At 40.5% G+C, this 12,711-nt stretch carries 12 protein-coding genes; 3 read left to right on the top strand and 9 right to left on the bottom strand.

Translation table 11 applies throughout. From position 1 onward, the window contains the following. Window positions 1-5: 5 nt before the first annotated feature. The gene (locus NSQ94_RS16565) at window positions 6-1,331 is read left to right on the top strand and encodes a PTS transporter subunit IIC (RefSeq protein WP_063386327.1); all 1,326 of its coding nucleotides are present in this window, start codon (window positions 6-8) and stop codon (window positions 1,329-1,331) included. Window positions 1,332-1,953: 622 nt separating this feature from the next. Here NSQ94_RS16565 and NSQ94_RS16560 read toward each other — a convergent pair. Continuing rightward, window positions 1,954-2,646 (bottom strand): response regulator, encoded by a 693-nt coding sequence (locus NSQ94_RS16560; RefSeq protein ID WP_268753441.1) that lies wholly within the window; start codon window positions 2,644-2,646, stop codon window positions 1,954-1,956. Window positions 2,647-2,667: 21 nt separating this feature from the next. Beyond that, entirely contained in the window at window positions 2,668-4,245 is a 1,578-nt protein-coding gene (locus NSQ94_RS16555) for a sensor histidine kinase (protein WP_063386326.1), read from the bottom strand. A gap of 133 nt (window positions 4,246-4,378) precedes the next feature. Here NSQ94_RS16555 and NSQ94_RS16550 point away from each other — a divergent pair, with 133 nt between their 5' ends. Beyond that, on the top strand, window positions 4,379-5,428 hold the full coding sequence (locus tag NSQ94_RS16550) for a DctP family TRAP transporter solute-binding subunit (RefSeq protein ID WP_339194173.1): 1,050 nt from the start codon (window positions 4,379-4,381) through the stop codon (window positions 5,426-5,428). Between the two features lie 392 nt (window positions 5,429-5,820). On the opposite strand, the gene NSQ94_RS16545 is transcribed toward NSQ94_RS16550, so the two are convergent. Further along, window positions 5,821-6,753 carry an Rpn family recombination-promoting nuclease/putative transposase gene (locus tag NSQ94_RS16545; RefSeq protein ID WP_339194175.1) on the bottom strand — a complete coding sequence of 311 codons (933 nt, stop codon included), beginning with the start codon at window positions 6,751-6,753 and terminating at the stop codon, window positions 5,821-5,823. A gap of 86 nt (window positions 6,754-6,839) precedes the next feature. Continuing rightward, the gene (locus tag NSQ94_RS16540; RefSeq protein ID WP_339194177.1) at window positions 6,840-6,998 is read right to left on the bottom strand and encodes a hypothetical protein; all 159 of its coding nucleotides are present in this window, start codon (window positions 6,996-6,998) and stop codon (window positions 6,840-6,842) included. 142 nt (window positions 6,999-7,140) lie between these two features. Between NSQ94_RS16540 and NSQ94_RS16535 the strand changes: the two genes are divergently transcribed. Beyond that, a complete protein-coding gene (locus tag NSQ94_RS16535) occupies window positions 7,141-7,371 on the top strand; it encodes a hypothetical protein (RefSeq protein ID WP_339194178.1) in 231 nt (76 codons plus the stop codon). A gap of 295 nt (window positions 7,372-7,666) precedes the next feature. Here NSQ94_RS16535 and NSQ94_RS16530 read toward each other — a convergent pair whose 3' ends face one another. From NSQ94_RS16530 to NSQ94_RS16510, 5 genes are all read right to left on the bottom strand, one after another. After that, entirely contained in the window at window positions 7,667-8,581 is a 915-nt protein-coding gene (locus NSQ94_RS16530; RefSeq protein ID WP_339194180.1) for an aminopeptidase, read from the bottom strand. 349 nt (window positions 8,582-8,930) lie between these two features. Then, window positions 8,931-10,112 carry an IS701 family transposase gene (locus tag NSQ94_RS16525; protein ID WP_311066339.1) on the bottom strand — a complete coding sequence of 394 codons (1,182 nt, stop codon included), beginning with the start codon at window positions 10,110-10,112 and terminating at the stop codon, window positions 8,931-8,933. Between the two features lie 115 nt (window positions 10,113-10,227). Then, window positions 10,228-10,815 (bottom strand): DMT family transporter, encoded by a 588-nt coding sequence (locus tag NSQ94_RS16520; RefSeq protein WP_339194181.1) that lies wholly within the window; start codon window positions 10,813-10,815, stop codon window positions 10,228-10,230. Window positions 10,816-11,101: 286 nt separating this feature from the next. After that, a complete protein-coding gene (locus NSQ94_RS16515) occupies window positions 11,102-11,767 on the bottom strand; it encodes an AroM family protein (RefSeq protein WP_339194182.1) in 666 nt (221 codons plus the stop codon). Between the two features lie 2 nt (window positions 11,768-11,769). Beyond that, window positions 11,770-12,705 (bottom strand): DUF1177 domain-containing protein, encoded by a 936-nt coding sequence (locus NSQ94_RS16510; protein WP_339194183.1) that lies wholly within the window; start codon window positions 12,703-12,705, stop codon window positions 11,770-11,772. Between the last annotated feature and the right edge of the window lie 6 nt (window positions 12,706-12,711).

The raw sequence follows: 12,711 nt of genomic DNA, 5'->3' as shown, positions 1-12,711 counted from the left end.
AGTATATGGATTTCATCCAAAAAATTGTTGATTTAGGACCTACAGTCGTATTGCCTATCATCATTTTTCTATTTGGTCTAGTATTAAAAATGAAGCCGGGGCGTGCATTTCGGGCAGGTTTAACAGTTGGAATTGGATTTATTGGTATTAATTTAATTATCGGTCTGCTCATGGACAATTTAGGACCTGCCGCAAAAGATATGGTTGAAAGACTGGGTATTGATTTAAGCATTATTGATGTTGGTTGGCCGGCTACTTCTGCCATTGCCTTTGGATCAACTGTAGGCGCATTGGCAATACCAATCGGATTAACTGTCAATTTAATTTTACTAATTGTAGGTTTGACAAAAACATTGAATATTGATTTGTGGAATTTATGGCATATTGCATTCACAGGCGCGCTTGTCAGCATTATGACCGACAGCTTTACAATGGGGATTGTAACAGCCGCTGTACATGCAATCGTCCTTTTAGTCCTTGCTGATATGTCTCAAAAACATGTAGAGCAATTTTATGGATATCCTAACATATCTTTTCCTCATGGAACGTCTACGCCGTATATTTTATTTGCTTGGCCTTTAGAAAAACTATTCAACATTATTCCTGGATTAAAAAATTTAAAAGCTGATCCTGAATCAATTCAAAAAAGATTGGGAATTTTAGGTGAATCGACAGTATTAGGGCTTATATTAGGTCTTATTATCGGAATTTTGGCAGGATGGAATGTTAAAGAAGTGTTGAATTTAGGAGTATCAACTGCAGCTGTTATGCTTCTTTTACCGCGGATGGTATCCATTTTAATGGAAGGCCTTGCACCAGTTTCTGAATCTGCCAGTGAATTTGTAAAATCAAAATTTCCTGGCCGAGAAGTATTTATAGGGATGGACAGTGCTTTGGCAGTAGGACATCCAGCAGCGATCGCTTCATCTTTGATCATGGTGCCTATTGTACTGTTACTGGCAATTATTGTTCCTGGTAACAAAGTATTGCCGTTTGGCGACTTGGCAACAATACCATTCATTGTGAGTATGATGGTTCCGATTTTCCGAGGGAACGTTGTTCGAACAGTTGTAGCAAGCACGATTGCATTAGGTTTTGGTCTATTGTTGGCAACATATATTTCACCACTTTTCACACAAGCAGCAAAAAATGTAGGCTTTTCTTTCCCGGAAGGAGCGAACTCAATATCATCGCTTGTTGACGGAGCGGTTCCAACGACTGCCATCTTTTTATTCGGTGCAAAATTAGGGTATATTGGTTTGATCATTATTGCATTAATTGCTTTAGCAACAGCTTATTATATAAATAAAAGACCAAATAAAATAAACTAATAGTTTTATAGAATTGGACTAATCCTTTGTTTCTACAGCAAACTAAAAATTTAATTTGATTGAACATGGCTCCAACTCTCAAATCATTAAGTTTTGAAGTTGGAGTTTTTTTGATTTTGCTGAAATATTTTGCCGATTTAAAACGTCGACGCTTACTTAAAAAAATCACGTGTCTTTGTTTAGCATGGGGCATTTTGTAACGGATCATTACAAGGCAGTTATTCCACTAAAAAAGTGGGGTAAAAAATTTAAAAGCAAAGTTGAAAATGGTAATGGCTAAGGAACAGATAAAGAGCGGACAATAGGTTGAAGGAAAGCAAGGGAGGAGGGAAAAAGTTGAAAATTCAACGCATTGAAAGGCAAAGTCGGCGAAAAATTCTGAACTCGTTTTTAGAATAATCGTTGTTTATTGAGAACTCATAATGTAGGTTCGAAAGCCTTTCTATGTCCCGATTAAAAAAGAAAATGTCCGTAAGAGAAAATTGACACCATTAGTATTCAACGTGCGATGACTGTTCCCCTGATAAAGCCAACATAGCATTTATTTGTCCTAGCAATTTAAAAATGAGAAAAGTGGTCCAGCTCAATGATTTTTTCGTTTGTTTTTCGCCTCTTGTCAAGCTTAATCAGAATGAAACATATATCGATTGACAGGTCTTCCGATGCTGCCGTACTGAACATGGATTGAGACTTTTTTGATTTTCGCCAGGTAGTCTAAATATCTTCGTGCAGTAACGCGTGCAATACCGATTCCTTCCGCAACTTCTTCAGCGGAAATCGGTTCTTTTTGATTTTGAAGGAAACGGATAATCTTATCAAGTGTTACTTGGTTCAACCCTTTAGGCAGTTCTGGATTCTCTGGCTTTTTCTTGAATTTATTGTTTAACAACATAGTGTCTACATCTTTTTGCGTTAATTTTTCTTTTTCCTTCAGCTGGCTATGATAAAGCAAATAGTTTTTTAATGATTGTTGGAGCCGTTCAAATTTAAACGGTTTCATAATGTAGTCAAAAGCGCCGTTTTGCAGGACACGGCGAACAGTTTCCATATCTCTCGCAGCGGTAATCGCAATGACATCTACGGAATGACCCTCTGACCGGATTTGCTTAAGCGTTTCTAATCCATCCTGATTAGGCATGTAAATATCTATAATAACTAGTTCAGGTTTCAATTCTCGAACAAGCTCTATGCCTTCTTTTCCGTTCCCTGCGATTCCAATCACAGTAAAGCCGTCGACTTTTTGGATAAATTGTTTATTCACCTCTTGAACCATGGGATCATCTTCAATCAACAATACACTAATTTTTTTGTTCAAATTTTTTGCCCCCTTTGTTTTTTACATATCAAATGTGATGATAAATGTAGTTCCCATACCTTTTTGCGACTCAACCTGAATGTGACCGTTTGCTCGGTCAACAATTTGTTTGACCAGATATAAGCCTATTCCATGATTTTGCTTGTTTTTTGTGGAAAAACCCTTTTCAAAAATGTTCGGTAATACAGAATCGTCTATGCCAGGACCGTTATCTTCAACTAATATCGTGCAAATTTCTTTATTTTGATCGATGCTGACGAATATTTCTTTGTCAGGATCAGTCGACTCTTGAAAGGCATCAAAAGCATTTTCAATTAAATTCCCAATGATGATCACCAGGTCGTTATGATCGATATTTTTTGGAAATCGCTCCAAATGGCTGTTTCTGTCAATGACTACTTTAATTCCGAGCTCTTTGCCCCGGCTGATTTTGCTGAGTAAAAGGCCCGATATGCTTTCATCTTTAATATGTTCAGTTAAAAAGTTTGTCAGCTCTTCTTGCTCTTCCGTTATTTTGAATACATATTCTAACGCTTTTTCTTTATGTCCAAGCTGAATGAGACCTGCTATCGTGTGCAATTTGTTCATATGTTCATGATTTTGAACACGAAGCGCGTGAACAAAAGCTTTCACTCCGGTTAATTCTTCCGCAAGCTTTTTGATTTCAGTTCGATCCTGGAAAATGGCGACAGCTCCGACCGTTTCGTTATTCACTCTGATCGGGATGCGATTGCTTAAAATGCTTAGATTCCTTACCTGCAATTCTTTGTTATAAATAGGACGGTCAATTACTAATATTTCCGGGAGTCGGGTGTCGGAAATAACGTCGCGAATCGGCTTTCCGATCACATCTCCTTCAATGCCCATCATTTGTTTGGCACGGTCATTAAAAATAGTTATACGTTCATTTTTATCAATGGCAATGACTCCTTCGTGCATAGCATTAAATGTTTCAGTCCGTTCAACTAGCATTTTAGCTATTTCAAAAGGCTCCAAGTGAAACATCTGCTTTTTTATATGTCTTGCCAGGAGCCAGGCCCCCAAACCGCCTAATAGTAAGACAAGAAAAGAAATCGAAAAAATTTGCGATTTTAAATTTGCAAGCAGCTCATATAAGCTTGGAAGCTTATAGGCTGCGATGACGACTCCAACTTGTTTATGTTCTTTATTCATGACAGGTACAAAGGCGCGGATAACAGTGCCGATTTCTCCATTTGCTTTTGACGTATATGTGTGTTCGGCAAAGGCAGGACCTTCATCTTCTCCTTCCGATTTTGTTCCGATTAAAGATTTGACCGGATGGGAAAGGCGGGTACGATCCATATCGAGCACAACAATATATTCTGTTCCGTTAATGATTTGAAGACGTTCAATCATCGAAGGAATCAGCTGGCGATCTTTCAAGCTTCCATTGAGCCCGTTTCTGACTTCAGGCAGCGCCGCAACCGTCCTCGCAGCTAATATAGATTGCTGTTTAAGCTCTTCTTCTTTTTGGTTTAAATATTCGTTTACAATAAATAATCCTCCGAAAAAAAGCGATAAAAAGACAATAATAAAAATTAAACCTGTTATTTTCCATATAATTGGTAATCGCTTCATAAGGCAACCTCTTTTAGCTAAACGTTCATACTTGCTTTATTTTATCACAGATTTGCTTTCCTTTACTTTAGAGAAAGAGCATGCTTGGTATAATTTATGTTAAAATGATCAAAAACAAATGGTGTGATGAATCATGAAGAAAAAAATCGTGAGGTATTTGGCTATAGTATGTGCCGGGTTAGCCTTTGCGTTATTTTCCTATAATATCATTATACAATCTCAAAATGATCCACCGGTTTACGATGATGAGCAAGAGGGGCTAAAAGAGCAAATTAAAATCTATTTCAGCCATGTAGTGGCGGAGGATACGCCAAAAGGCTTGGCTGCCCAAAGGTTTGCAGATTTGGTCGAGGAAAAGACGAAGGGCCGAGTAAAAGTGATTGTGTTTCCAAACGGTTCATTATATTCAGATAAAGATGAAATAGAAGCTTTAAGAAAAGGCAAAGTGCAAATGATTGCTCCTTCCTATTCAAACGTGGCAGAATTGGTTCCGGAATGGGAAGTGTTAGATTTACCGTTTATTTTTCAAAACGATGATAATGTTGAAAGGGTTTTAACAGGAAAAATTGGCGAAGAGCTGCTCAGTATGTTAGAACCGAAAGGATTTAAAGGACTGGCTTTTTGGGGAAATGGATTCAAACAAATGGTAAATAGTCAAATGTTTATGAAAAATCCGGATGATTTCAAAGACCAAAGATTTCGGATCATGCCTAATAAAGTCATAAAAAAACAATTTAACATGTTAGGAGCGGAACCGATTGCCCTCTCATTTGATCAAGTTTATGAATCATTAGAAGAGGAAGCATTTGACGGACAAGAAAACACAATTTCGAATATTTATTCAAAAAGATTTTATCAATTTCATCCGTATGTAACAATTAGCAATCACGGTTATTTAGGATATGTCGTAATGGTCAATGAAACATTTTGGAATCAGCTACCTAAAGACGTTCAAAAACAAATTATGGGAGCAATAGAAGAAACGACAGCTTGGAATATGAAGCAATCAAAACAGCAAAATATAAGACAGCTTGAAGAAATGAGGCAAAATCCAAATATACATATTCATACGTTAACGGAAAAAGAGCGAAAGAAATGGCAGGAACGATTTGTGCCGCTTTACCAAGAATATGAAGCGAAATATGGAAAGCTATTAAAAGAAATAAGAAATGCAGCAAGCTGAACTAGCCATCGTTTCAGCAAAAATGGACTGTCCGCGAGGCGGCAGTCTTTTTTTATGCTCAAGTTTGACAGAGTACACTAAAGAAAAGCCCGAAAATACTGGTGTTTTGGACTTTACCCACAACACGTACCACTACACTTGTTAGTGGCACGTGTTTTTTTCTAAATTCTTACCGTTTTCTCCACCGATGATATATTCGTAAAACAAGCTTTACGCCCATCACCTACTTTCCCCTCTCCACTCTGATTCTTCCGAATGGACGTTTATATGTTTCATTTGCACGCCAGCCGGCAGCATGAAACAATTCAGTTTGGAACTTTTGGACTGGTATAACATACAGCGGCTATTCGGGGAATACGATCCCGTGAGGATGAGACCGGCACCATACCCAACTACTCTTTCAACAGGTGACGGATTTCTTCTTCCGGCAAATCCAGCATTTGCGCAATTTCTGTTACGCTCATTCCTTTTCCCCTCATTTTGCAAATAAGTTCACGCTCTTTTTGTCTCATCCCTTGCTCCAATCCTTGCTTTAGCCCTTGTTTCAACCCTTCCTCCATTCCCGCACGCCGTTCGCCCAGAAGGTTGGACAATTGATCCCGCAGCCATTTCAGCCGCATTTCATATGCGTAGCGATTTTCCGAACTGACGCTTAGCTTCTCCCACTCTTCCAATGCTTCGCGAATTTCTTGCTCGTTCATCGCCAACACCTCCAGTTCCTTGAGAATCGTCTCATCGATCTCTCGTTTCCGGGCATCTACCGCCGACAGCATCATCAACCAGGGCCACTCCGAAGATCGTTTGATCTCACGTCTGTATTTCTTCCATTTTACCATAAATTGTGATACATCAATGGCGTGAAATTCAAGATGCGTGCTCCAAAGAAATTGTTCTTTGTCTTCGCGGATATGAAAGATGGTGTGGAAACGGTCCGTTTCATGCGGAAAGAGCGGGTAGTTGAGGATGGCAATCATAATGGTGGGCGGAAGTTCGCTGTACCCTTGACCTTTGAAAAGCGACTGGGAAAAGAGCCTCGCCCAGTAATACAAAATCCGCTCCGGCATATCGTGCTGGTCAATGATTTGAATTTCCACGTTGATCCGCTCGCCTCGGTCGGTCCACACGAGCACATCCAACCGGTTCATTTTTCCCTCTTCTATCTCTTTTGTCAGCTCCATGTTTTCAAACTGCACATCAACAATCCGGTCATGGCCTGTCCGATGCAAAACCGCATTCAAAAAAGCGATTGTTATCTGCTTTCGGCTCGGATGACCGAACAATTGTTTAAACATAAAGTCCAGTTTTAAATCGAGGTATTCCTTCATAACATAACAGGGATCATCCTTTCGAGGAGAATGTGGAGAGGAGTTGAGGTTCATCTAAAGAAAAGCCAAAATCATTGACAGAGTTTTCAAACAAAAAGGAGCGCATCGCCTTCCAAAAACGCACTGCTTGGTGCATCCCAACCAGCAGCCGTTTTAATTAAAACTTTACCACCATACATTTCAAGAACATATGTTCTGTTAATGCTATTGTAATACACTTTATCTTCTCTTTCAACCACCAACATTTCGACAATTTTCGCATCCCCGCCAAACACTGCATCAAAAAGGAGAGCCTAGTTTACAAGACAGGCTCTCCTTTTCCCCTAGAAATAGATCCTTGTTGTCTTTTGGAAAACAGGAAGATGGGGAATCCCATGGGAGCAATCGGTGATTTGGTCACAGGTTATTGTTCTGAAAAACAGGAAGACGAGGAATCCCTCCTCATTTTCCTTAAACATAAATGGAGGCGGAAATGAAGGCATCGTCTTTATTGGAATCGATCGAAAGAAAAGACAAGCACTAGCCATGATCCGCGCCTCATCCGGAGAAGATTGGACGAGTTTCATCATAGTCCGCATTCCTTTGCTGCGCATTCCTTTACCGCATGTCCCGCATTAAAAAAGGAAAGGGGGAGTGTATGAATGGGTGCGAAGACCCCCGGCAAATCAAACCGCTTCCTTTTCACACAAAATTCAGGACTTAATCGCCTCCAACAAGTTTTTTAGCTTAACTTATACAAATTCCAGCTGCAATCAACTAAACGCAACAGGCAAAATTCAAACCATTTCATATCCTAAAGGATGAGAAATGGTGGTTTAATATTACTGGGTTGTATACCGCTGATGGCCGTGCTTTTTTATGCTGCAAACATTTCATGGTTTAATATTACTGGATTGTATACTGCTTCCTTCCATTAAAAAACAAACTCCACTGTCGGATTTTTCGTTACACAATCAATATGAACATCTGCTTTAACCATTCCGCCAAAGGTGTGATTGGAACCGAATGCAACGTGGACGGTATTGTACGCTTTTTCATCTTCCAAAATAACGCCTGTGATTCTTGCTGCATAGTTTGTTCCGATGCCTAACTCGCCTAACAAACGGCCGTTTCCATCCCCGAGCAGCGCCAGCAATTGAGCACCTGTCTCACCTGTGGCATCTACCAACCTCCCCTTTTCAATCGTTAATACAACAGGTTCATCGACTAAACCTATACCTGCAATCGAACCTGTAATCTCAATTTTTCCTACCGCTTGTTCTTCTAATGGAGCTATATACGCCTCACCTGAAGGAAGATTTCCGGATGCCGCTTTTCCGCGGAAAACACCTGTACTTGGTATGCCGTCTCTGCCTTCAACAGGAATCTTTAATTCATAGCTGTCGCCGGTTTTAATAATAACCATTTTTGCCTTTGTTAATTTTTCCGCTACTTCATTTGTTTCTTTTTCAACTATGCTATAATCTGCACTCATCGCACCATTCAAAAACATATCTTCTGTAATTCCCGGCATGGTAATGACACTAACTCCATGTTGATTGGCCGTTTTCCTTGCAGCAGTATGGGTCAATGAATGTTTCGTTAAACAAAAGACAAGATCAAATTCCAGCATTTTTTCTGCCGTTTCCTGCGGAGGTTCTTCCCCTGATTTACTCCGATCTTCCATTACATGAATTTTCGTTTTCCACCCATCATTTTTTAGAGCCTTTTCAAATTTTCTCCCTAACGATTCTGTACTATTATCCGTTAAAACAAGGATAGATATATTTTTGTCTACTGAAAAATTATTTTTCATTAAATTATGAACGGTTTCTTGAAAACTGCTCATACCCTTTTCACTCCTTATTTTGCGTAAAATATATACTTGCCAAAACAAAAATGAAAGCGATGATCGTACCGAAACCGAGTGGTTCATCCAATAAAAAAACACCTAACAGAATCGTGGTAATTGGCATCAAATAGGTAATAAATAAGGCAAAAATGGCGCCGCCGGATTTAATTAAATAAAAATACAACAGATTCCCGATACCCGAATTAAATACGCCTAACATAACAAAATAGAAAAAATTATTTCCACTAAATAAATATTGATAGCTATCAAGATCAAATAAAAGCCTGTAGATGAGCAATTTTCATAACAATAATTACCATACCAAAAGAGACAAACAGGGTATCCCTTATGCCACATGGAGCTGTTTTTTGACAACATCAATGGGAATATCTTGCTTCGCTGCATGGTAAATGAACTCGACGAGACTATGCCCTTTCTTCGTTCGGAGAAGATCAAGCCCAGTAGAGAAATCCCGGTTGGACTCGACCATACTGTACACATAAGCGAGTTGCACCAAGATCCAATACCGTTTCACCGCCCGACGTTGACGAACGCGGTACCCATCGAGCTTCAGCTGGTCTTTCGCTTGTCGAAAAAAGCATTCGATCGACCAACGTTGGGCATAGTAGCGCAAGATCTCTTCATCGCTTAGCTCCCGGTCGGTGCTCAAGACGCAGTGAAGATGTTCGGGTGTCATCGGCTGATCGGCTTTCCAAGCCAACAACACAACGGCATCATCGAGACCTTTCAGCGATCCCTCGTAGCGATACACGCGATAACGCTCTTCTCCCACCGTGACGAGATGGGTGTCGTTCGGTTCGATATAGCGGGCAAACTGTTTGGCTTGGATGGCGATGCCTTTCGGATAGAGAATCCGGTTCGTTTTGAGCATCGCGATGACGTGAAATCCTTTTTTCAGACAGGCTTCCACGAGCGCTTGCGATGGATACCACGAATCCATCAGCACATAAACGGGACGGCGTACATCCAAAGAAGAAAGCATCTCGATCGCGAGTTCCCCCTTGCTTTTCCCAGCGGCCTTGTCGTAGAGGCGGAACGCAAAGGGAAAAGCCTGGGTCATCGTATGAACCATGAGCCAAACAAGAGAATGTCCCCAGATCGACTTTTTCTCTGTGTGAGAATAGTGCCAATCACACCCTTGAATGGCGTGCGTTGCCCGTGACGAAGGCTTGATTTTTTGGCAAATCGTATCATCGATCGAAACAAAAAGGGGTTGATTTTTCTGTTTGGCGATCCGTTCGACACGATGAAGCATCCATTGCTGGAGTTTGCGAAGCAGCGTCTCTTCATCCCAAGGGCTTTTCGTGAAAAAATGGCTGAGTGTCGTTCGATGATTGGGGTGAAAGCTCCAATGATGAAGATCGGTCAACGTTCCAGAAAAGCCTTTCGTGATCATCGCATCCACGATATGAACGAGATGCTTCATGACAGGTTTTGAAAAATAAAGTGCCAACCCCAACATCGTGAAAAACTTGTGGATTCCTTGATGATGTGCTAATCTATTCATGAGACATGAACCTCCTTGTGTGAATGGTTTGTTGGCACATCTATTCTAACCAAGGAATCGGGTTCATGTCTCCTTTTTTGTTTCGATGTAAATTTATGTTAGTGATTTTGCTCATCTACAGTAAAAGCATAAAAATACCGGAATAAATACTGCCGACAGCCATTGAAACAAAGGACAATGTGTAGACAGAAACCGAACTCAAAAACTTGCCTGTCAAAATCGAAGACAATGTATAAAAACTGACTGCTACTAACAGAAATATGGCACTCATTACCTGAAATTGCCCACTTGAAGAAAATCCAAAAACAAAAGATAATACTATACCGATAAAGCCAATGGCGACACCTAATAGTTCTTGTCGATGAACCTTCTGTTTTAATAGAAAAACACTAAATAAAACGCCAAAAATCGGACCTGTTGCATTGATAACCGCACTAATGGTTGTATCTAAACCCTTTTGGCTAAAAATCATAAATACCCATGGAACACCTGCGCTTAACAAGGTAATTCCAATTAAGGCACCCTTATTTTTAAAGTCTGTTTTTTTCTTTTTCAATAGAACGAATGGCAACAAAACTAGACCGCCAAATAAACAACGATAAAAAACAATAGAAACCGCATGAAAATCTGGTAAAAGCAATTTTGTAAAATAAAATGTCGATCCCCAAAGGAGGCTTAATACAAATAAAGCCAATACTGGCATTTCAGATTACATCCTTCCATGCTATAGGAAAACGAAAGCGCCCATTAAGCGATCTGCTTCCAGGCCTAGAGCCGCAGGACTGTGAACAACATCGGTGAAACAGCATCGCATAAAGAAAAAGCGAATGCTTTTTCGGGGAGATAAAAGGCACGATGGGGCTTGTGATCCGATGTTGTCCAAATCGTACGGAGGCGATGGAAACCTCGCTCCTGCTTAAGCACTTCAGCATTTAAGTTCAAAATGTAATTTCTTACTTTAAAAAGAGATCCGGATAGATCCGGATCAACTAAAAGACATATTCTGTGGCAATCCGTGCCACAAGTGTACGTGGAAGAATCACCGGCAAACTGCTCCCTTTTTTCGCTTCAAGTTTATGGGTTTCATTGTACCCCATACAATCCAACACAATTAACTCTGCACCCTGTTCTTTTAAGGATGCTGCCGCTCCGGCGATATCGCTTTCTTCATAAGGAGAAGCGGCTGCCGTTACCAATTCCAGTCCGACACCCTCCCATTTTTTCGCTAATGAATGCCGCTGCTTTTCTAATGGAACCACTAACCCTAATTTACTGCCGCCCGTCATAATGGCTTGAACTGTATGCACTAAAATTTTATCCGGATAAATGATTGGTTTTGTTGTCACTAATGTTGGAAAATCACCGGTACATAACATAATCACTACTTCCACATCTTGTTCCAACTTGGTCAATTCATCCTGTAATAATGGAAGCAGCTTGCTTTTTCCAATCTCGACTGATTGACCATTGCGGAGTCGGGAAATATAAACTGTGTCCGAACCCTCAGGTTTGATGGCATCCATCGTTTCTTCCGTTAGCCGATCCAATCCGCCTCTTTCCACGATTTCTACACCCGCACCGAAAATTTTTTGAAAGGAAGGAGTGGCATCTGTGCGAGGGGATTGGCCGATTGTTAGTACACCAACCTTAGCCATGATTACTCATCCCCTAAAGTTTGCAAATGTTTCATGGAACCATAGAGTTTCACTAAACGTTCATATTCTTCTTTATCATAGAATTCAAAGTTGCCTTGTGTATATTCTTTTGCCACTTCAATGCAAAATCTTACAGCTTGGGCAATATCGACTTCATGGCTAGCACCAGTACCGCATCCCGGCACAGCTGTTTTGGCAGTGATAGCGACGCCGACAACCGGTGCATCTGTTGCAACGGCAGGCTGAAGAATGCTATTTAAGTGGTAGACGCCATTGCCGTATGGCGTAATATCTTGCGTTGTGACAGCAAACGTGACTGGTAAATCCCCCGTTGTCATTTCCATAATTCGCAGTAAATCATCATTGAATTTTAAAATATATCCTGATTTGACTGTTGGAGAAATCGCAATACCACGGTGGTTTATCACTTTATTTCCTTTCGTTGTATCAATCGATAAAACGGCGTCCATTTCCGGGACTACTTCATATCGATTCATTGTTAATATATCAACAGGAGAATCCATAAAATCTACAGGTTCATGCGGCCGTGTAGGCGCATCCGGACAAATATGTGTCGTTACATAAACATCACCGGGCAACCGGTCCCCTTTTTCGGACATGATTGCAAGTTTTAAAGCTATTGTTACAGCCGCGGCTGCTCCATCACCGTCGGAAACAAATCCAATCCGATTTGGACGTGCGCCCAAACCGCCAAGTCTTCCGACAACACCCAATGTCGGAGCATGTCCGCCGCTCGATTTCCCATTTGTCCCTTTAATTAATATTTTGACAAAATCTGTTGACCCATTTTCACCAGTTACTGTTGTGTAGCTTGCTTCCACATATTTTTTTCCTTCAAATAAGCGGACAACCGCTTCTCCATTAACTGAAGCATCATCTAGTAATTCCAAAACTTCCATTGTATATTTTAAAGACATCCCACT

It is taken from the genome of Aeribacillus sp. FSL K6-2833 (assembly GCF_037965815.1).
Taxonomy (GTDB): Bacteria; Bacillota; Bacilli; order Bacillales; family Aeribacillaceae; genus Aeribacillus; species Aeribacillus composti.
This window is presented reverse-complemented; position numbering and strand designations above follow the sequence as displayed.